At 62.6% G+C, this 19,835-nt stretch carries 21 protein-coding genes and 2 pseudogenes; 11 read left to right on the plus strand and 12 right to left on the minus strand.

Annotated features, from left to right (window positions below):
- Positions 1-106: 106 nt before the first annotated feature.
- Entirely contained in the window at positions 107-616 is a 510-nt protein-coding gene (locus tag PSQ39_RS01465; RefSeq protein ID WP_273924817.1) for a LysR substrate-binding domain-containing protein, read from the minus strand.
- Positions 499-1,032, minus strand: a complete 534-nt coding sequence (locus PSQ39_RS01470) for a LysR family transcriptional regulator (RefSeq protein ID WP_273924818.1) — start codon at positions 1,030-1,032, stop codon at positions 499-501. Before PSQ39_RS01470 ends, PSQ39_RS01465 begins: the two co-directional genes overlap by 118 nt.
- 104 nt (positions 1,033-1,136) lie before the next feature.
- On the opposite strand from PSQ39_RS01470, the gene PSQ39_RS01475 reads away from it, so the two are divergent.
- The gene (locus tag PSQ39_RS01475) at positions 1,137-1,544 is read left to right on the plus strand and encodes a tautomerase family protein (RefSeq protein ID WP_273924820.1); all 408 of its coding nucleotides are present in this window, start codon (positions 1,137-1,139) and stop codon (positions 1,542-1,544) included.
- A gap of 82 nt (positions 1,545-1,626) precedes the next feature.
- Here PSQ39_RS01475 and PSQ39_RS01480 read toward each other — a convergent pair whose 3' ends face one another.
- The 3 genes and pseudogenes from PSQ39_RS01480 to PSQ39_RS01490 all read right to left on the minus strand — a co-directional run.
- Positions 1,627-1,794: a hypothetical protein gene (locus PSQ39_RS01480; protein ID WP_273924821.1), complete on the minus strand. Its 168-nt coding sequence runs from the start codon at positions 1,792-1,794 to the stop codon at positions 1,627-1,629.
- A 136-nt stretch (positions 1,795-1,930) separates the two neighbouring features.
- Positions 1,931-2,119 carry a hypothetical protein gene (locus PSQ39_RS01485; RefSeq protein ID WP_273924822.1) on the minus strand — a complete coding sequence of 63 codons (189 nt, stop codon included), beginning with the start codon at positions 2,117-2,119 and terminating at the stop codon, positions 1,931-1,933.
- Positions 2,120-2,744: 625 nt separating this feature from the next.
- Positions 2,745-3,097: pseudogene (locus PSQ39_RS01490) on the minus strand (transposase); the annotation flags it as partial.
- Here PSQ39_RS01490 and PSQ39_RS01495 point away from each other — a divergent pair.
- Positions 3,063-3,164: pseudogene (locus PSQ39_RS01495) on the plus strand (IS5/IS1182 family transposase); the annotation flags it as partial. The pseudogenes PSQ39_RS01490 and PSQ39_RS01495 sit on opposite strands and share 35 nt — an antisense overlap.
- Positions 3,165-3,209: 45 nt before the next feature.
- Here the strand turns inward: PSQ39_RS01495 and PSQ39_RS01500 are convergent.
- Complete coding sequence (locus tag PSQ39_RS01500; RefSeq protein WP_273924823.1) at positions 3,210-4,133, minus strand: carbon-nitrogen hydrolase family protein; 924 nt, start codon at positions 4,131-4,133, stop codon at positions 3,210-3,212.
- An 87-nt stretch (positions 4,134-4,220) separates the two neighbouring features.
- Between PSQ39_RS01500 and PSQ39_RS01505 the strand changes: the two genes are divergently transcribed.
- The 3 genes from PSQ39_RS01505 to PSQ39_RS01515 all read left to right on the plus strand — a co-directional run bounded on the left by PSQ39_RS01505 (position 4,221) and on the right by PSQ39_RS01515 (position 8,036).
- A complete protein-coding gene (locus PSQ39_RS01505) occupies positions 4,221-5,141 on the plus strand; it encodes a LysR family transcriptional regulator (RefSeq protein ID WP_273924824.1) in 921 nt (306 codons plus the stop codon).
- Positions 5,142-5,660: 519 nt separating this feature from the next.
- Positions 5,661-6,659: a tyrosine-type recombinase/integrase gene (locus tag PSQ39_RS01510; RefSeq protein ID WP_273924825.1), complete on the plus strand. Its 999-nt coding sequence runs from the start codon at positions 5,661-5,663 to the stop codon at positions 6,657-6,659.
- A 309-nt stretch (positions 6,660-6,968) separates the two neighbouring features.
- On the plus strand, positions 6,969-8,036 hold the full coding sequence (locus PSQ39_RS01515) for a porin (RefSeq protein WP_273924826.1): 1,068 nt from the start codon (positions 6,969-6,971) through the stop codon (positions 8,034-8,036).
- A gap of 153 nt (positions 8,037-8,189) precedes the next feature.
- Here the strand turns inward: PSQ39_RS01515 and PSQ39_RS01520 are convergent, their stop codons facing one another.
- Entirely contained in the window at positions 8,190-9,101 is a 912-nt protein-coding gene (locus PSQ39_RS01520) for a LysR family transcriptional regulator (protein ID WP_273924827.1), read from the minus strand.
- A 269-nt stretch (positions 9,102-9,370) separates the two neighbouring features.
- Between PSQ39_RS01520 and PSQ39_RS01525 the strand changes: the two genes are divergently transcribed.
- The 6 genes from PSQ39_RS01525 to PSQ39_RS01550 are packed head-to-tail and all read left to right on the plus strand — an operon-like array spanning position 9,371 to position 16,547.
- Positions 9,371-10,231 carry a fumarylacetoacetate hydrolase family protein gene (locus PSQ39_RS01525; RefSeq protein WP_273924828.1) on the plus strand — a complete coding sequence of 287 codons (861 nt, stop codon included), beginning with the start codon at positions 9,371-9,373 and terminating at the stop codon, positions 10,229-10,231.
- Between the two features lie 13 nt (positions 10,232-10,244).
- Positions 10,245-12,323, plus strand: a complete 2,079-nt coding sequence (locus PSQ39_RS01530) for a hydantoinase/oxoprolinase family protein (RefSeq protein WP_273924829.1) — start codon at positions 10,245-10,247, stop codon at positions 12,321-12,323.
- Positions 12,320-14,107, plus strand: coding sequence for a hydantoinase B/oxoprolinase family protein (locus PSQ39_RS01535; RefSeq protein ID WP_273924830.1), 1,788 nt, complete (start codon positions 12,320-12,322; stop codon positions 14,105-14,107). Before PSQ39_RS01530 ends, PSQ39_RS01535 begins: the two co-directional genes overlap by 4 nt.
- 8 nt (positions 14,108-14,115) lie before the next feature.
- Positions 14,116-14,487 carry a hypothetical protein gene (locus tag PSQ39_RS01540; protein WP_273924831.1) on the plus strand — a complete coding sequence of 124 codons (372 nt, stop codon included), beginning with the start codon at positions 14,116-14,118 and terminating at the stop codon, positions 14,485-14,487.
- A complete protein-coding gene (locus PSQ39_RS01545; protein WP_273924832.1) occupies positions 14,484-15,536 on the plus strand; it encodes a CobW family GTP-binding protein in 1,053 nt (350 codons plus the stop codon). Before PSQ39_RS01540 ends, PSQ39_RS01545 begins: the two co-directional genes overlap by 4 nt.
- Positions 15,537-15,566: 30 nt before the next feature.
- Positions 15,567-16,547, plus strand: a complete 981-nt coding sequence (locus tag PSQ39_RS01550) for a Bug family tripartite tricarboxylate transporter substrate binding protein (protein WP_273924833.1) — start codon at positions 15,567-15,569, stop codon at positions 16,545-16,547.
- Positions 16,548-16,589: 42 nt separating this feature from the next.
- Here PSQ39_RS01550 and PSQ39_RS01555 read toward each other — a convergent pair whose 3' ends face one another.
- The 5 genes from PSQ39_RS01555 to nirD all read right to left on the minus strand — a co-directional run bounded on the left by PSQ39_RS01555 (position 16,590) and on the right by nirD (position 19,832).
- On the minus strand, positions 16,590-17,000 hold the full coding sequence (locus tag PSQ39_RS01555) for a methyl-accepting chemotaxis protein (RefSeq protein ID WP_273924834.1): 411 nt from the start codon (positions 16,998-17,000) through the stop codon (positions 16,590-16,592).
- Between the two features lie 44 nt (positions 17,001-17,044).
- Positions 17,045-17,305, minus strand: a complete 261-nt coding sequence (locus tag PSQ39_RS01560; protein ID WP_337961919.1) for a hypothetical protein — start codon at positions 17,303-17,305, stop codon at positions 17,045-17,047.
- 2 nt (positions 17,306-17,307) lie between these two features.
- A complete protein-coding gene (locus PSQ39_RS01565) occupies positions 17,308-17,721 on the minus strand; it encodes a hypothetical protein (RefSeq protein WP_273924691.1) in 414 nt (137 codons plus the stop codon).
- Positions 17,722-18,009: 288 nt separating this feature from the next.
- Positions 18,010-19,398 (minus strand): nitrate- and nitrite sensing domain-containing protein, encoded by a 1,389-nt coding sequence (locus tag PSQ39_RS01570; RefSeq protein WP_273924835.1) that lies wholly within the window; start codon positions 19,396-19,398, stop codon positions 18,010-18,012.
- Positions 19,399-19,487: 89 nt separating this feature from the next.
- Positions 19,488-19,832 carry a nitrite reductase small subunit NirD gene (gene nirD / locus PSQ39_RS01575; protein ID WP_273924836.1) on the minus strand — a complete coding sequence of 115 codons (345 nt, stop codon included), beginning with the start codon at positions 19,830-19,832 and terminating at the stop codon, positions 19,488-19,490.
- Positions 19,833-19,835 lie beyond the last annotated feature (3 nt).

Here is a 19,835-nt window from a genome sequence, read left to right on the forward strand (position 1 = left end):
CTGATGGACCGGTTGGTCCACCGCAGCGCGGTTGTGCCCATTGAGTGCGAATCGGACCGGCGCATGAAAGCCATGGCGCGCGCCGCGCAAAAGGCTACGGTACGAACTACCCCGCCCTGCAAGGAGAAGAAGGCATGGCGCGCAGTGGCGCGGGGGCTAGAGTGAATTGAGCGGCCTGCGCTTGGAGCCAATCGCAAAACAGGTCAAGACGCAGGTTGCGCTGCTGACGGCATTTAGCGACGTAGTGCAAGCCGCTGCTGCAAAATCCGAACGGTGCCACCAAGCGACCTGCGAGTATGTCGTCGGCCACCAAATGCCAAGGTGCAAGCGCTATTCCCAGACCACTCACAGCCCCCTCAAGCGCAAAGTAGTAGTGGTCAAATGTGGCGCCAGGTCCCAATGGGGTGGCACACCCCATCGCCGAAGCCCACATGGCCCAGGCGTCAAGACGGCCCTTGGACTGAAGCAGGGTTTTTCCTGGCAAATCGAGCGGTGTTTTCAATGCAAGACGGTCTGCAAGCGCAGGCGCCAAGACGGGGCCCAGTTGCTCGGGAAACAAGGGCACTGCGTTGGGCATGCTGGATGAGAGCTCTTGGACTGCAATGACCAAATCCATTCGCTCCTGATCAGGATCATCAGCGCGCTGAGTGGTTTGCAGCCGAATTTCATGTCTGAATGAAGCGCGTTGAAATCAAACAACTTGGGTATGAGCCACTTCACCATGAAGGTGCTGAAGCACGCCACGTCCAGCACGCCGCTGTTTGCATTGCTGATTGCCTTGACCGCCGCTTCCATCTGGTCCAGAGCGGGCGATAGCGCCGACAAGAGTGTTTGAGCCGCGGGGGTGAGTAGGGGCTTATTTTTTGAGCCCTCGAACAACTTCACATTGAGGCTGCGTTCCAGCTGCTGCACTTGGCGGCTGATGGCCCCGGGTGTCACGGACAGCTCAAGTGCTGCTGCGCTCATGCGGCCTAAGCGAGCAGCGGCTTCAAAGGCTCGCAAGGCATTGAGAGGGGGTAGCTGGCGTTTCATTTACTTGAGTTTAAGTCACATAGAGACCGAGTATAAATCGCTTTTCTTCTGGCTTTAAGCACTACAAAATTCGTCCTCCAGTTCCATGATTCAAGAAAGTTCAAATGCCTTTTATTCGTACTAACCTACCAGCAGACACCAGCCCGGAGAAACAACAAGGCATTGTGCAAGGGATTCACGATGCGCTAGTAGAAAGCATCGGAATGCCGCCGGATGAGTTGTTTAACATGGTATCTCCCTACGTCACTGGCCAGTTTGCATGCAGCCCAACCTTCAATGGAGTCAAAAGATCTGACCGTGTTGTGGTTATTGAAATCACCATGCGCCGTGGCCGGAGCGATGCCATGAAACGCACCTTATACGCGAGCATCGCCCGCAACCTTGAGGCCAATGCGGGCGTGCAACCGTCAGACATATTTATTTTCATGCATGAAAACGATTACTCTGACTGGTCTGTAGGACATGGTGCATTTGCCATGGCACTGGTACAGCAAGTCGGCTCACCCAAGTAACTGATTGAGTCGAACCAGCGATACCGTCTTCCATCAGTGTGCCATTTGTGTTTCCTATTCATATTAACACTTGAGCAGGAAATCACTGGGCAAATACAAGGCGAGCAAGCAGAACAGCCTGCAGTCTTTCAATTTGCTCCTGCACTGCCAATCGCTCCTGCTGCCAGGCTAATTGAGCAAAAGTATGAATTGCTTCCATCTGCTCCTGCTCTGACTTCACGCGTTGCTGAGTCCGCAAGGTCTCTTCCAAGGCGACCTTCAACTCCTTCTCGGTGACGGTCCTTGGGTGGCGCCCAGACCTGCGCCCCTGACGTGAGCGATCAATTTCCAGGCAGACCCGACATCGACGCAGTCATAGCGCTCAGCTGCTCGGCGGCAGTCTTCGGTCAGTTGATGCAGCATCTTCCGGTGCCGGGCTGCAGGCTGCGCTCCAAGCCAACATGACGCGTCAACAACAAGGCCACATGCTGGACCCAAGCCTGAGCCGGCTCGTTGACGCGCTGCTCCTGCTGGGCTAGCGCGTCTTTGGCGACCTCGAGTTCGCGCAGGGCAGCTTGACCAACTTCAGCCAGCAACGGGTCGGCTGCGCGCTCGGCTTCGCCCTTCTAGATGCATGTACGGCCCTGGATTTGCGTGCTTGGGCCACCCGCATATCCACCCACGATAAGAGATAGTTATCGTTTTTTATTAATCTTTGTCTTTTTTTATATAACAATACACATAATTTTTAATACAGTGAATTTGAAAAACGTACTTTAAGAAGGTCTGAGGGGCATGGCGGGTAAGGGCAGCGGTCCGCGACCGAGCAGCGCATCGATGTCAGCGTCCAAAGGACCACCCGAGCCTTTAGCAGGTAGCCCTTTGCAGCGAAACCCGAAAGATTCCAACAACTAGCAGGCATGCTGCGATCTTCACATTCGACGCAGTCATCTCCCCACAAAGGAGGTACCGCCGATGCGTAATGTCGCGAAACGGGTGGTACAAGCACTGATCGTGCTTGTACTGGTCTGCTGGCCAGTTTTGGCTAGATAACTAAGAGCCAGACCGAAAGGTCTGGCCTCTTGTCGAGTGCTCGAAAGTCTTGTGCGACAGAAGCTGGCAAACGGCTAACTGTTCATGTCTGGCCATACCCCGAAACCTCAGGGCCAGGAACCGAATGCCATAGGCCTTGTCTGTGCGCACCGCCTTCGGATAGCTGTCGCGGGAGGGCCCCACAAGCCGGCACGCGCATCGCTCGGACAGCGGGTGATCTTTCACCATGCGCCCAACCGCTTCTCGCTTAGCCTGCGGGGGTAGCGCTTTACCCCCAGAACGCTCTTGGGCGCGTGCCTGTCAAGGTGCGCCTCTGCTAGCAGCCGCTTGAGCTTGGCGTTCTCAGAGTCCAACTCTCGCAGGCGTTGGGCCTCCGAGACCCGCACGCCGCCGAACTTGGCTCGCCACTTGTAGAAAGTCGCGACACTGAAGCCGCCATTGCGGCAAAGTTCCTTGATGGGCGTGCGTGCCTCTGCCTGCCGAAGGAAGCTGCGGATCAGATTTGAGAGGCGGCTCGATATTCATCAAGCTTTGCTCACCTTGGCTGCCGCCATCATCTGTTCTCGGTTCGTGGACCGGCCGAGTTAGCCGGTCTTAGGCAGCACATGCATTTGGTGCCGGGCAGCCTGGGTTTCAAGATTTGAAGACCACACTCTGCCGTGGGCGCTCATCCACGGTCAGCGAGAAAACGTCCGGACGCGAATAGTGACCCACCACATCGAAGTCGTAGCGGGCACGGGTCAGTTCAGCGGTGTCGATCTGGGCCACCAGCAAGCCAGTCTCTTGCTTCAGCGGGCCGGCCAACACATCGCCCAAGGGGCCCACGATCATGCTGTTGCCTTGAATCAGGGGTAACTCGGCGTCCCAGTGCGGGGCGTTCACGCCCAGGGCCTGGGGTGAGGGCTGCACCTGGCAGGCGCTGATCACAAAGCAGCGTCCCTCATGCGCAATGTGGCGCATAGACGACTGCCAGATGTCGCGCGCGTCCACGGTGGGAGCACACCAGATTTGCACGCCCTTGGCGTACATGGCGGTACGCAGCAAGGGCATGTGGTTTTCCCAACATATCACCGCGCCGACGCGCCCTGCCGGGGTGTCGAGCACCGGCAAGGTGGAGCCATCGCCTTGGCCCCAAATCAGCCGCTCGGTGCCAGTGGGCATCAGTTTGCGGTGCTTGGCCACCAAGCCGCCCTCGGGCGCAAAAAACAGAGCAGTGCAATACAGGGTGCTGCCCGCGCGCTCGATCACGCCGATCACGATGTGGGCCTGGCAGCGCTCCGCCAGACCGGCAAGCGCTTCAGTCTCGGGCCCAGGGACATCGATGGCGTTGTTGTAGTAGCGCTCAAAAGCCTGACGCCCTTCGGGCAGGCGGTAACCCAGATAGGTGCCGAAGCCCTCGCCCTTGGGGTAGCCGCCCAGCAAGGCCTCTGGCATGACCACCAAGCTGGCGCCAGCGGCGAGGATGGCATCCTCATAGGACAGGATCTGCGCCAGTGTGGCAGCCTTGCCGCCGGGGTGGGCGCCGATTTGAAGCGCAGCGACAGTCGATCGGGTCATGTGAACTCGCCTTCTAAACAACAAGATGATGGCGTCATGCTCGGTCTTTGGCGATCATCAATCAACCGCCCAATCAGACAATAAGATATGAATAAAATAAATATCGATAGCGTCGATCTGAACCTGCTCAAGGTGCTGCTGGCCTTGCATGAGGAGGGCACGGCCAGCCGCGCCGCAATCCGGCTGGGGGTCACGCAGTCGGCCGTCAGCGCAGCACTGGGCCGGCTGCGGGGCCTGTATGGCGACCCTTTGTTCGAACGCACCGGCCGCGGCCTGCGCCCCACGCCCAAGGCCGAGGAGCTGCGCCCTCTGATCGCCGATGCCCTGCACAAGCTGCGACAAAGCCTGGCGCTGGCCCAGCCCAATGGGGCCACCCTGGCTGGGCGCACAGTGGTGCTGGGCCTTTCGGACGACCACGAGATGGCCCTGGGGCGACGGCTGATCGACCGCCTTCAGCAGGCCGCGCCTGGCCTCCGCCTGGTGCTGCGTCAGACACACAGCGGCCTGGCCGCCGACATGCTGATGGACCGGCGCATCGATCTCAGCCTGGGCTCCGGCACGGGCAGTTCACGCACACTGACACGCCAGGTGCTGGGTACCGGGCGCTACGCCTGCGTGATGGACATTGCACAGGCACAGGCCGGGGCCTTGGGGCTGGAGGACTACCTGCGCCGCCCTCATCTGCTGATCTCATCGGGCGGCTTCGTGGGAGTGGTCGACGAAGCCCTGGCCGCCCAGGGCCTGAGCCGGCGTATCGAGGCCTCCACCAGCCACTTTGCCGCCTTGCCCCACCTGTTGTGCGGCAGCACGTCCGTGGCCACACTGCCCGAGCACGCAGCCCGAGCCCTGGCAAGCCTGGGCACGCTGGTGTGCCTGCCCTGCCCCATTGAACTACCTCACTATTCCATCGAGCTCGCCTGGCGCAGCAGCAGCCTGCGAGACCCGGCGCTGCAATGTCTGAAGGACAACCTGACAGAGGTTGTGAAGACATTGACCCCTCTTGACTGAGCAGGCATCGATCCGTTCGATCGGCCCAAGGCTCATGCGTTGTCAAAACATCCAATCCATCGATGCATTCCCGGCTTGATCCACCTTTGGTGGTGGTCATCACGGATGGGCGCTCACGCTCATGGCGCTCAGAAGCCCATCGAACGAGTCAAGCGACCCGCGAAATCAGATTCGGGCCAAAGCCGCGCGGTTCTTGGCAAGGACGTGACCGCAGACGACTGGACGTCTTTCTGACTGTGGCTTCATGCTGGGCTTCCCCCGTTTACTAGCCACATCGGATGACCTGATGTGTTCAGGAGTCAAACGTCCCAAGAATGAGCAGAACTCTGACTGACAGGTCCGGGCGAGAAACAGTGCAGCTGGCCAAGCGGTCTGGAGCGATGATCACGCAAATGGCGGGGGACCTCGGTGTTGAGCAGCGCATGCTGCAGCGCTGGGTCGGCCAGGCCAAAGCGGGCCAGCGTTCAGCAATAATGAATTGGAGGGCGTGCAGTCTTCAGAGCCATCATCAAACCTGAAATGCAATCAGATTCCATCCCATCCAATCCCCCGCTTCATGTTGAAGCGGTTTTCGAGCAATGGCTTGAAGCCAGGATGAATGCGGCATGGGACGGCGACCGGGTGAAATCCGCATCGACGAAGAACCATTACCGCGCCATCTGGAAGCTCTGGTGCCAGCACCTGACGGATCACCAAACACGGTGGCACGACGCCAGCCCGGAATTGGTTCACGCGTTCTTGCAAAAGATCAGAGCACGCCGCGCGACCAACGCCGATGGCGCCGTGCGCAGCTCCAGTGTGGTGTCTCGGGACCGCTACTGGACCCTGATCGATCGCATCTACGATTGGGCTCTCCGGCGAGAACTGACCCGATCCAACCCAGCACAAGCCATGCTGGAAGCGGATATTCCACCAACGGTCCTGGTCGAATCCAATGTACTAAACCCCATCCTTTGGCGCGCCCTGCCCCAGGCGTTCCCCGATCCGGTCCAAGCCAGCACCTTCGATCTGCGCGATATCGCCATCCTCCACCTCCTCTATCACCACGGGCTGACAGGTGAGGAGATTCGTGAGTTTCTGCTGGCGGACCTTGTCTGGCCGGGTGGCCTGGACCCCATGGCCAACGAAGGGACCTCGGTCACGCGTCCAGTGGGTATCCGCATTGTGGGCACCAGGATCCGACAGGCCCGTGAAATCACTTTGGCGCCGACCTCCCAAATCGCCTTGCAGCAGTGGCTCAAAGCTCGGCGCATGAACCCCCGCCTGCACGGTCACGATTTCCTCTTCATGAGCAACCGGGCCAACCAGCTGTCGATTCGGATGCTATTCCATCTTGTGACCAACGTCATCGAGCGCGCCGCAGCGGCCTGTGCTCAAGAACCGCCCATCAAGACCGGCCCCCAGGTGATCAGGAACACCGTCATCCACAACTGGATCACCAGCGGCCTGTCGATGCCAGAGGTCTGTGCCTTGGCGGGGCTGAAGAACGCCAAAAGCCTACTCCGACACCGCCACTGAGAAGAGCCATCGCCTGCGATGGCGGCTTTTGAAAAACGACCCCGAATGAAGCTGCGTAGCTGATCCCGTACACAGACTTGCGCCGCCGCATGCGAATCGACGGCAAGAGGGGGCTGGAGATTCAAAGGGCCATCTCGGCCGCTGGCTGAAGCGCAGCTGAACAGCTATACCTGCCGCGCGATGGCTGATTTCTCCAATTGCCCGCTACCTCGGCCCGCCTGTCAAACCTAGAGTCCTTTCACCGGCTCACCTGCCAGCTCACGACGGCGGGACAGGCCAGTGAACCCCAGGACTTGACAGGAGACAACATTGAAAAAGATCGGACTTCCGCTGGCGATTTGCGGACTCGCACTCAACGCCGCAGCGCAAAGCTCAGTGACGCTGTATGGCGTTTTGGACACCACGGTGCAACGAGCTTCGCAAGGCAGCGCCAGCATGACCAGGGTGTATGGCACCGGTGGTAACCAGTACAGCCGCTTGGGCATCCGCGGTACAGAGGACTTGGGCGGCGGCTTGTCCGCCGGGTTTGTGCTGGATGCCGGACTGAACGTGGCCAGCGGCACTGGTGGTGCGCTCAGCACCGACAACGCCACAGCGGGCACGGTCGGCGGCCTGGTGTTCAACCGCCGGGCCTCGCTGAGCCTCATGTCAAAACAATGGGGTGAACTGCGATTGGGCCGGGGGTTTGTGCCCAGTTACTGGAACCTGATCGTGTTCGATCCCTTTGGCACCGCAGGCGCAGGCGGTATCACCAACATCGCCCAAAGTGCCTTGACCCGGGTGTCGACAGTTCAGACGGCGGTGCGCGCCTCCAATTCGGTGGGCTACCACTTGCCAGAGCTGAACGGCGTGTATGGCGAACTGATGGCCGCAGTCAACAATGCCCCCTCCAATGCGGCCACGCCGGACAACGGCAACTACCAAGGGGTGCGAATCGGTTACACCCGCGGTGATGTCAACGTGGCCGTCGCATCCGGACGCACGGCCATGGCCAACGGTGCCGTCAGCACCAGCAACCTCGGCGCCAGCTACCAGTTCGGTTCCGTCACGGCATCCGCCCTGTACTTCACCGACAGCAAGAATGCCGTCGCGGGGCCCAACCGCTCCAATGGCTGGATGTTGGGTGCCAAGGCCAAGGTCGGATCGGGCTACATCCCGGTGTCGCTGTCGAAGGTCACGGACAACTCGACTTCAGCGCGCTCTGCCAACCAGTTCGCTGTCGGTTATGTGCATGAGCTGTCCAAGCGCACCGCCGTGTACACCACCTATTCGCAGATCCGCAACCGCAACGGCGCAGCACTCAGCGGTGGTGGGGTGACCGGGGTGGCCAACGCGACTTGGACCGGCATGGACTTCGGCGTTCGCCACTCGTTCTGAAGGCGCTGGCGACCAGGGTTTCAATGCGAGGGGCTGTGCGCCACAGCGTTCAGCCCAATTTGCCCGGTCTCGGGGAGTCCGGGCGCTTTTTTGCGCGAGCCGGATCTGTGGATGCGCCCGCCTCCGGCGCCAAAGACAAAAACTGAGCCAGGCTCAAGGGCTTGGGTGGTAACCCAACAAGTCGCCTTTGTCCTTGATGATCTTGGAAACCGCTCGCAGTGCCTGGGTCAGCTGCCCTTGTTTGGGCAAGGCCAGGGTGACATAGCGCTTGAGGTCCGGGTCAACGATTTTGGCCGCCTGCAATTTGCCCGAGCGGAGCTCCTCTTGCACCGAAAAAGGCCCCAGCAGCGCACACAGATCATCGCTTTGCGCCAGGATCTCCTTTTGCAGGCGCAGGGAGTCGGCCTCGATCTCGGCCTGCAACGAGAAGCCCTGGCTGCGCGCCGTCTCATCCAAGATGGATCGCCAGTGCGAGGGACGCCTGGGCAGCACCAGCGGCAAGCCATTGAGCTGCTGGAAGGACACCGTTCCCGCTTGGGTGATGGGCAGGCCTGGCCGCGACACCAGGTAGGTGTCCGCGGTGGCGAGGTGGATCTCTTCCTGGCTGCGCGGCGGCTCGTAACGAAACAAGATGGCCATGTCCACGGCACCGGTGTCGAGCATGGCATCCAACTCGCCGCCCTGGCCCTCGCGCACGTTGAGGCGGATCTGAGGAAAGTGGCTGCGCAACTCCTTGAACACCTGGGTCATCAACGGGTGGGCAGCCGACGGCAGGATGCCGATCTTCACATCGCCCATCGGCACCCGGGACAGCTGCTGGAAGTCAGCAAACATCTCCTCGCTGTCGCGGATCCAGATGCGAACCCGCCGCTCCACGGACTCGCCGAACTCGGTCAGCACCACGCCACGACCCGTGCGACGAAACAAAGCACCCCCGCATTGCTTCTCCAACTCGCTGACCTGGCGGCTGATGTACGACTGAGCCGTGTGGCGCTGGGCCGCGACCTTGGTCAGGCTACCAGCCTCCACCACTTCGAGGAACAGTCGAAAGTCCTGGATGTTCATGGGTGAGTTTCAAGCCCTTGCACAAGGCAAGGCGCAGGTCATGGGGTTGACGGAACAGGACGTCGGGCAGAGCCAAGACGTCCTTGCGGCACGCCCTGGCTGAATGCACCAAAGGCATGGCCAGGGCGGTCACAGGCTCGATTCTGGCCGCATTGTTCTCGGTATTGATATGCCTTATTAGAGATATCTGAAAGACTTTATTTGCATCTATCAGGATTTCTCGGTCAAACCTACAGTCTGCCGTCATCGACATACCGCAAGGAGACCCCGTGAAACTCGTGAGCTTTATTCAAGACGGCCAAGCCCGCTATGGCGTGATCCAAGGTGACGCCTTTGTGGCCCCCGCAGCTGACTTCTTGGCTCGTTACCCTGATCTGACGGCCGTCCTGGCGGCCAACGCCCTGCCGGAATTTCAGGCCGCTGTTCAAAGCGGTGGCCAGCGCATCGACCCCGCTCAAGTCAAGGCCCAACCGGTGATCCCGGCCCCCGGCAAGGTCATCTGCGTGGGGCTCAACTACAAGACCCACGTGGCCGAAACCAAGCGCGCCGACAGCGAATTTCCATCCCTGTTCCTGCGCTTTGCAGACTCCCTGGCGGCGCATGGCGACGAGGTGCTGCGGCCCGCGTTCTCGGAGCGCTTCGACTGGGAAGGCGAACTGGCCTTCGTGGTGGGCAAGGGGGGACGACACATCGCCGCGGAGAACGCTTTTGAGCACATCGCCGGCTACACCTGCTTCAACGACGTGAGCGTGCGCGACTGGCAGCGCCACACCCACCAGTTCACGCCGGGCAAGAACTTCCCGGGCACCGGGCCCTTGGGCCCCTACCTGCTGACGCGCGATGAGGTGTCCGACGTGACCCAGATGGCCCTGGAGACGCGCGTCAATGGGCAAGTGATGCAACACGCCAGCCTGGCCGACCTGATTTTTGACATCCCGACCATCGTGGCTTACGTCTCCCGTTTCACCCCGCTGTCGCCCGGCGATGTGATCGCGACCGGCACCCCAGGTGGGGTGGGCGACCGCCGCGAACCGCCGCTCTACATGAAGGAGGGCGATGTCGTCGAGGTCGAGATCACGGGCCTGGGTGTGTTGCGCAATCGCATCGGCACCGACCGCAGCGCGGCCTGAAGGGGAGAAACGCATGACACAGAAACCCCAATTGCGCATTGCCGTGGACATCGGCGGCACCTTCACCGACATGGCCGCCTTTGACGAGGCCAGCGGTCGCTTGCTCTTTGGCAAGGCCTTGTCCACCCACGGTGAGCTGGTCAAAGGCATCCAAGCCACGATCGACAGCGCCAAGATCGACTGGCGCGACGGTCACCTGTTCCTGCATGGCTCCACCATCGCCATCAACACGCTGCTGGAGCGCAATGGCGCCAAGACCGCCTTGCTGATCACCGAGGGCTTCCGCGACATCTATGAGATCGGCCGCGTCAACCGCCCCGACGCTTACAACCTGTTCTTCAACAAGCATCAACCGCTGGTCAAGCGTTCACTGCGCTTTGAGGTGGCCGAACGCCTGCGGGCCGACGGCAGCACCCACAAGCCGCTGGACGAGGCCGCGGTGCGTGAACTCGCCCGGGATCTGAAAGGCGAAGGGGTCGAGGCCGTGGCCGTGTTGCTGTTGCACAGCTACCGCAATCCGAGCCATGAACAACGCGTCAAGCAGATCCTGCAAGAGGAACTGCCCGGGGCTTTCGTCTGCGCCTCACACGAGCTGAGTCAGGAATACCGCGAATTTGAACGCGTCTCCACCGCCGTGGCCAATGCCTATGTGGGCCCGCGTGTGTCCCAATACCTGGGCCAGTTGGAAGACCACCTGGGCCAGCAAGGCTTTGAGGGCGACTTCTACATCGTGCAATCCACCGGGGGCCTGTTCCCGGTCGAGCACGCCAAGGTCGGCTGTGTGCGCATGCTCGAATCGGGGCCTGCGGCAGGCGTCATCGGCGCTCAGGCCATCTGTGCGCAATTGGGCATGGGCGACGCGATTGCCTTTGACATGGGCGGCACCACGGCCAAGGCGGGCGTCATCAGCGAGGGCCGCCCCCTGACCACCGGTTCGGCCTTGATCGGGGGCTATGAACGGGCCCTGCCGATCCAGATCCCAATGATGGACATCCATGAGGTCGGCACGGGCGGTGGCTCGATCGCCCGGGTTGAGACGGGCAAGGCCTTGCGCGTGGGGCCCCAAAGTGCCGGCTCCATCCCCGGCCCGGTCGCCTATGGCCGCGGGGGCACTGAGCCCACCGTGACCGACGCCAACCTGGTGCTGGGCCGCCTGGACGCGGACAACTTCCTGGGCGGTGAACTCAAGCTGGACCTGGCGGGTTGCCAGCGCCAAATGCACGAGCGCATCGCGGCGCCCCTCGGCTTGGATGCGACCCAGGCCGCCGATGGCATCTTGCAGATCGCGGTGACCCAAATGTCCCATGCCGTGAAGGCAGTGACCACCGAGCGCGGCCTGGACGCTGGCAGCTTCACCATGGTGGTGTACGGCGGTGCTGGTCCCCTGCATGCCTCGGCAATTGCCCGCGAAATCGGCATTCGCAAGGTGCTGATCCCTTACGCACCGGGCTACTTCTCGGCCTACGGCATGTTGTTCTCCGACCTGCGCTACGACTACGTGCGCTCGGTGTTCCGCAAGCTCAATGACCTGTCCTTCGATGAGATCGAAGCCGCCTACCAAAAGATGGAAGACGAAGGGCGAGCCGCATTGGCCCAGTCCGGCGTGCAGGCCGATGGCGTGGTGATCGAACGCGCCGCCGACATGCGCTATGTGGGCCAGGAGCACGCCGTGACGGTGGACCTGCCGCTGGCCTTCTTTGAAGGCAAGGACCGGGCGGCCATCAAGAAGCAGTTCGACCAACTGCACCAGGTGCGCTACGGCACTTCGGCTCCGCAAGAGCCGGCTGACTTGGTGAGCTTGCGCGTGACGGTGCTGGGCACGATGAAGAAGCCGCCCAAGCACAGTGTGGCGCAGGGGACTGCGGTACCCGAAGCGGCGGCGGTGCGGGCCGTCAAGCCGGTGTACTTCCGCTCCACGGGCTGGGCCCAAACGCCGGTCTACCTGCGCGACCGCTTGCTGGCGGGCAATCAGATCACGGGTCCGGCCCTGATCGAAGAGCACGCCTCCACCACGGTGATTCAACCCGGAGACGCGCTGCGTGTGGATGAACTTGGAAACCTGCAAATCGAGATTGGGAGTGATCGGACATGAACACCAACGCTGAGCTCAAGACCGTCGACCCGGTCACCGTGGAAATCATCCGCAACGGCCTGTACGCCGTGACGGAGGAAATGAAGACCAACCTGACCCGCACGGCCTACAACCTCATCATTTACGAGGCGCTGGACTTCACGGTGGGCCTGTTCACCAAGGAAGGCGACACCGTCTCCATCGGCCTGGGGCTGCCGATGTTCATCCGGGGCATGTCGGAAACAGTCAAGGCGAAGATTCGCCACTTCGGCTACGACAACATCCGCCCGGGCGACATCCTGGTCACCAACGACGCCTACACCACGGGCAGCCACCTGAACCACTTCACGTTCACCATGCCGGTGTTCCATGAGGGCCGGCTGGAGGGCTTCACCTGCTGCATGGCGCACTGGCTGGATGTGGGCGGCACGCTGGGCAATGTGACCACCGACATCTTCAGCGAGGGGATCCAGATCCCCATCATGAAGTACCAGCGCGAGGGCGTGGTCAACCAGGACCTGATCGACATCATTGCCATGAACGTGCGTTTGGCTGAGCGTGCCCTGGGCGACTTGCGCGCCCAGATCACGGCCATCACCACCGGCGAGCGCCGCTACGTGGAGCTGCTGCAGCGCTACGGTGCAGGTGCCGTCAACGGGGCCATCGCGCAGATCATGGATTCGAGCGAGGCCGTGGCGCGCCAGAACACGCTGTCCATCCCCGACGGGGTCTACGAGGCCGAGTCCTTCATGGACGACGACGGACTGGAGATTGGCAAGCGCATCCCGATCCGCGTCAAGGTGACGGTTTCGGGCGACGAGATGACCGTGGACCTGTCCGACGTGAGCAAGCAGGTGCGGGGCTTCTACAACTCGGGCTTCACCACCGGCATTGCGTGCGCCCAGGTAGCCTACAAGTGCCTGACCACGCCCACCGACTACCCGGTGAACGACGGCTCCTTCCGCCCACTCAAGGTCATCATGCCGATGGGCACGGTGATCAGTGCCGAGCGGCCTTACCCGATGCGGGTGTGGATGACCTTCCCGATGACGGTGATCGACACCATCTTCAAGGCACTGGCACCCGCCATCCCGGACCGCTCCATTGCGGGTCACCATGCCGACCTGGTGTTCCCCAACATCCACGGCATCAGCCCCGAGGATGGCCGCTTGTTCATCGTCGGCATCGGCCCCCTCGGCGGCGGCTGGGGCGCCAAGAGCAAGGAGGACGGTGTGTCGGTCACGGTCTGCATCAACGACGGTGACACGCACAACAGCCCGACCGAGCAGCTGGAGGCCAAGTACCCGGTGCTGGTCGAGAAGTATGAGATCCGGCGAGACTCCGGCGGCGCCGGTCAGTACCGTGGTGGTCTGGGAGCGGAGATGGTGGTCCAGGCCCTGTCGCCCTTCACGGTCACCACCCGGATTGACCGCGTCCATTGCAAGCCTTGGGGCCTGGAGGGCGGCGGCGACGCCATGGGCAACGGCCTGGCCGTGCGCCACAAGGGAGAGTGGAAGACCGACCACCCGAACGCCAAGATCTTCAACGTGCGTCTGGAACGTGGCGATGCCTACAAGATGCTGTCGGGCGGCGGTGGTGGCTTTGGCAACCCGCTGGACCGTGAGCTGGAGCGCGTCGCCGACGACGTGCGCGAAGGCTATGTGAGCGCCGAAGTGGCCCGTGAGGTCTACCGGGTGGTGCTCGACGCCCGGGGGCAGGTGGACACCGAAGCCACCCAGGCCCTGCGCGCCCAAGCCCCTGTGGCCGCCTCGGCCGCTGACCCGGTTGCTTGGGCCGGCCAGTGAGCATCGCCATGGCAGAGCGAGCATCGCTGCAGCAGGCCGCCAGGCTGGTGAGCCTGTGGAGCGAGCTGTCCATCCGCCACGTGGCCCTGGGCATGTCCTGTGGCTGCGGCGCGGGCGGCATCAGCCTGCGCCTGGAGGACTTCGAGCTCGACATCGTCGACTACCTCGAGGATGCCGCCTTGCGCTGCGACCAGCCCGATGTGGCGGCGTACTTCCGTGCGCGCCAGACCGAGGGCTGGCCGCCGTCGCCCCTGCTGGTGCTGTTGCAAGACGCCAGCGAAGGCGATTTGCCTCAGGCGGTCAGCGACTGGGTCTTGCCCCGCATCGAAAAGACCTTGACCTCGTTCAAGGCCTTGCACGGCGGAGGGGCTGGCGCATGAGCGGTCACTTCTCTGCCTTGCTGCGCGCCGACACCCCAGCCCAGGGGCCCCGGGTGCCAGTCAGCGTGCTGACCGGCTTCCTGGGCAGCGGCAAAACCACTTTGCTGAACCAGCTGCTGGCCTCGCCGGACCTGTCGGGAACCGCCGTCATCGTCAACGAGTTTGGTGAGGCCGGCCTGGACCAGGACCTGCTCACCGCAGCGGCGCCCGACGACGTCGTGCTGCTGCCCAATGGGTGCCTGTGTTGTGCCGTGCGCGGCGATCTGGTCCAGGCGCTGGGGGCCCTGATGGACCGCCCGGGTCAGGCCATCCAGCGCGTGGTGATCGAAACCAGCGGCCTGGCCGAGCCCGGCCCCATCCTACGCACGCTGTTGCTGGACCCGCTGCTGTCGACCCGCTACCGGCTGGGCACGGTGTTCTGCACCGTCGATGCGGTCTTGGGCCAGAACAGCCTGGCACAGCACCCCGAGGCCCTGGCCCAGTTGGCGGCGGCCGACGAGGTGCTGGTGACCAAGCTGGACCTCATCACCCATCCCGCAGAGACTGCGTCTTTGCTGAACTGCCTCGCCCAACTCAACCCGAGCGCGCCAGTTCGGCAGCTGGGCCTGGACGGCGTGGAACTGCTGCGTCAACGCTTGCTCGCCCCAAGGGCTGATCTGGCGCCCCCCCCTGCTCCGGCGTTTTACCACCCCGTCGGGGCGCCCACCGCCAGCCCACGCCATCTGGCGGATGTGCAGAGCTTTGTGCTGCTACGCGATGAGCCCCTGGACTTGGACGGCTTTGCGCAGTGGCTGGACATGGTCGTCGCGGCCCAGGGCGAGAAGCTGCTGCGCTTCAAGGGCCTTGTGCAGACGGTCCAGTCCCCTGAAAAGCCCCTGGTGGTCCATGCCATACAGCACCTTTTTCATCCACCGGCCTACCTGCCTGCTTGGCCAACGGCGGACCACCGCACCCGCCTGGTGTTCATCACGCGAGGCATGGACCGGGAGGCCCTGGAGAGCACCTTGGACGTCATGGCTCGGCCGCGGCGCCGGCGGCGGCCCACCTGAACGGATAGCTTGATCACAATGGAGACACCCATGAAAAACTCGAGAAGACAAGTGCTGGGCGCCCTGGCGGGCCTGGCAAGCCCGGTCCTGGCGCAAGCCCAGGCCAGCGCCTTTCCGGAGGCCGACCGCCTCCTGCGCATCGTCGTGCCCTTCGCGGCCGGGGGCGGTGTGGATTCAGCGGCCCGCTTGTTGGCCAACCAACTGGGCAAGCAATTGGGCCTGTCCGTGATCGTGGAAAACCGGGCGGGCGCCAGCGGGACGCTGGGGGGCAAGTTTGTCCAGACCGCGCCCAGCGATGGCTACACCTTGCTGTTTTCTGCAGCCACCCACGTCCATGCCCGCCAGGTGCTGAAGAACCCGCCCTACGACCCGCAGACCGACTTTGCCCCAGTCGCCCGCGTCGGCGAAGCACCGCTGATGCTGGTCATCGCCCCCGACCTGGAGCCGCGCAAGCTGTCGGAGGTGCTCAGCGCGGCGCGCAGCAAGTCGGACAGCTGGACCGCTGGCATCCCTGCCGCGGGCGCGCCAAGCCACCTGGCGACGCTACTGCTGGCGCGCATGGGGCAGGTCAATTTCAGCTACATCGCCTACAAGGGCACCCAGCCCGCGCTGGTGGATGTGGCGGGCGGCCATGTCAATTTGCTGCTGGACTCGATGATCTCGCTGCTGCCCCTGGCCAAGTCGGGCAAGGTCAGGCCTATTGCCATCACCTCGCGCAAGCGCAGTGCCCTGGCACCCGAGGTCCCGACCGTGGCCGAAAGCGGGCTGCCCCAGTACACCTACAGCTCGTGGTACGGGGTCTGGGCACCAAGGGGCACACCAAACGACCGGGTGCAAGCGCTGAACAAGGCGATCAATGCATCGGTGGCCGAAATCGGTCGCAGCGGAGGCTTCAGTGCCATGGGGATCGAGACGGTGTCCGAGACACCAGAGGAGTTTCGGCGCTTTGTCACGTCAGAGGTCTCACAGGGCATGGAGCTTCTGAAGGCGGCCGGTTTTAAACCCGAATGAGCCAACGATTGAAGTAGGACACACCGGGAGGGGGGCGATGTCCTATAGCTTCTGCTGAGTCATGAGGCCAAGGTCCTGGATGGCGCTGCCGACTTGGTCAAGACTTTGGCTCTGTTCTCTGGCGCCAGTTGCGATCTCGCTCAACAACTGACTGACACGGCTTGTCGACTGCACTGTGTCTTCGATTGAGGCGCCGGCCCGCTGCGCAACATTCGCCCCTTGAGCAACCTCTTCTTGGCTGGATTGAATCAACGTTTTGATCTCACTGGCAGCTTGAGTGCTCCTAGGGGCAAGAACCCGAACTTCAGAGGCCACGACTGCGAAACCCCGGCCTTGCTCACCCGCACGCGCGGCTTCGCGACCCGAAAACAACGATGCTTGAATACAGCACCTCGAAAGCATGCAAATCGGTGCAAGACCCACAACCGATTCCGTTTTCAGGCTGTGGATCATTTTGGCGATCAGGACCCATTGTGGGCAGCCGGCAAGGGCGGGTGTTACGCCGTAGGCTGGGTGGCGAAGTCCTTGGGGTTCACGCCCAAATCTTCCAGCTTTTTCGCGTACGAGTCCCTGCGTTTGGCTGCCTTGGCCGCTGTCTCGGAGGCGGCTTGTATGGCCTTGGGCCCTTTATGGGCAGCCGCCTGGATCAGCCCGAACTTGTGAGTGGCCTCCGCCTCGGCCCGCTTGAACGTGGCGATGAGTTCAGCGTGGGCAACGGATGGATTCACAGCAACTCCCCGATCAATCGACGCCGTCATTCTTAAATTTTGACGCTGGCGCGAAGCAAGGCGGTTCTCAAATCGCGCGTGGCTTCTTTATGAACATCCACCTTTTGAACCGCCAGGTCGAAAGAAGAGCCTGGCTTGATGCTGGTAGGCAGTATCTTTTTGGCTGGAAGCTTGGATGGGTACGTACCTTGACGTGGACACATGCGAACGGAAAACCCGAATTCTTCGAGCACGCCTTTCGCATACAACTCCGCCAATTGTTGAAACGTCACGTAGGTTGAGCGTTTCACGTCTTTGCGTCCTGGTTGGCAGACGTCGCGAACCAGTTCGAATTTTCCGTGTGAATCGCGCTGGGTATCGGTGAACGGATGCAGCAAGAAAGTCTGACGAACGCCATCCTTTTTGGACACCCGAATGTGCTCGACAGCGATATCGGTTAACAGCATGTTGTTTTTCCAGCTCCGAAAGCTGCGGGTTGCGTGACCGCATCAGCCGACACATCGCAGACAGCAGATTTTGTTTTCAAGAGATGTCAACGGGGAGCCGAGTGGCCCTTGGGATGCGGGTTGATCGTGCGGGCAAAAATCACCCAGCGGGCGCGGACTTTAACTGAACGACCGCCAGTGGTCGATCCCGATGGCACGACTATGGACCGCTTGGGGTCCCAAACTGCATGCCGAGGGTGGTCAATTCAAAGCCCGTTGCCAGCCTCAAGCCGTCACCCGATACCCCTATCACTTCCCCGCCCCTCTCCCCTCAAACACAAAATCCGGCAGCGCCAGCGTCGCCTCCGCCACATCCAGCAAGCGCCGGTTGTGGTCCATCGACGCTTTTTGCAGCGCGCGCAGCGCGGCGTCTTCGGTCAGGCCCAGGCGGGCCATGAGGGCGCCTTTGGCGCGTTCGATCACCTTGCGTTCGTTCAAGGCGCGGCGCGCGGTGTCCAGTTCGACTTCCATGCGGGCCAGGCGCTCAGACTGGGCTTGCAGCAGCTCGACCAAGGACGACACGCTGGGTTCGTGCCCTGGCGCTGCATTGACGGCAGCGCTTGCATCGACGACACCGACACCGGCACCGGCACCGCCAGAACCAGAACCAGCAGCCACAGAAGCGGCCGCCGAATGAGCCGCCCCGGCCAGGCCCGCCACAGGCAGCGCCTCGCCACCGGATTGCGAGAAAAAGCGCTCCACCGCCTGGGCGCGCGGCAAAGGCTTGTCACGCAGTTGGCGCAGCAGGCCTTCCGAGTCTTGCAGATCGCGCTCCACGGCCTCGATCTGGGCCTGGCAGGCCTGGCGCAGGCAGGCGACCAGCTCGGTTTGCAGTTGCCACAGCTCGGCAATGCGCACGCTGGCCACTTCAAACCAATCGTCGCTCAGGCTGCTGTCCAGCGCGGCTTCGTGGCGCGCCATGCACAGGGTGCGGCGCAGGCGCTCCAGCAGGGCGACCTTGGGGGTCAGCTGCAGTTGCTGCCAGCGGGTGCGCAGGGCGGGCTCGGCAAATTCTTCAAACAGGTGCAGGCTGCGCTCTTGCGCCTCAATCAGCTGCACCACGCGCTGTTGCAGAGCCTCGGTGCACAGGCCCGAGGCGTACAGCTGGGCGCCCACGGCGCGCTCTTGGCCGGCCGCCTCTTTGCCTTGCACCAGGTGCACAAAGGCGACCAGCAGGCGCGACACATCGGGGTTGGGGGCCGCATCGGCCAAATGAAAAATCAGCTCCACCAGACCCGCAATCACGCGGCTGAAGGCGGCCACGGCGTCGCTGGCGCTGGGGGCTTGGCGTTCGATCTGGGCGCGCAGCGCGGGCAGCGCCTCCAGGTCCAGCAGCACCCAGGCCATCAGCGACAACAGGCGGGTGGACGCGCCCAGGGGCGGCTGCAGGTGTTGGGCAAATTGCTCGCGCAAAGCGGCTTCGACCGGCTCGGCCACGGCGCTGGCGGCGCGGCGCTCGGCGGCAAAGCGCTGCCCGCCCGAGGCCAAAAAGCCGCTGCTGGCGCCGCGCTCGCGCTGCAAGGCGTCGATCAACTGGCCGGTGACGTCGACCAACTCCACGCGCCCAGCCAGGTGGCGCAGGGCCTCAATCTCCAGTTGCTTGGCACGCAATACCAGTTGTGAGACGGACAGGGGCATGGCTTGATCGGGGTCGGTGGTGTAGTTGGCAGACCAAGCACCTTCCGTACCCTGCGCACGCGGGGCCGCCGCTGACATGCGCGCGGGACTCAAGGGGCGGCCACGCAAACCTGGTCGCCGTCCAGGCGCACCGGGTAGGCGCGCACCGAATACTCCGGGGCTTCCAGGCACTCGCCGTTGCGCAGGTCAAAGTGGTGCTTGTAAAGCGGTGAGGCTACCACGGTGCGGTCGGCCAGGTTGCCCACCAGCCCGCGTGAATTGACGCTGGCCTGGGACTTGGGGTCCACGTTGTCGATGGCAAAAAACTGCGCGTCGCCCACGCGGAAGATGGCCACATGGTGCTGCGCCACGCGGGCACAGACGCCGGTGTTGGGCAGGATGTCGGCCACGGTGCAAACCGCGGTCCAGTTCAGGGTGTCGGTGGGGGTGCTCATGTT

It is taken from the genome of Curvibacter microcysteis, assembly GCF_028649455.1.
GTDB lineage: Bacteria > Pseudomonadota > Gammaproteobacteria > Burkholderiales > Burkholderiaceae_C > Curvibacter > Curvibacter microcysteis.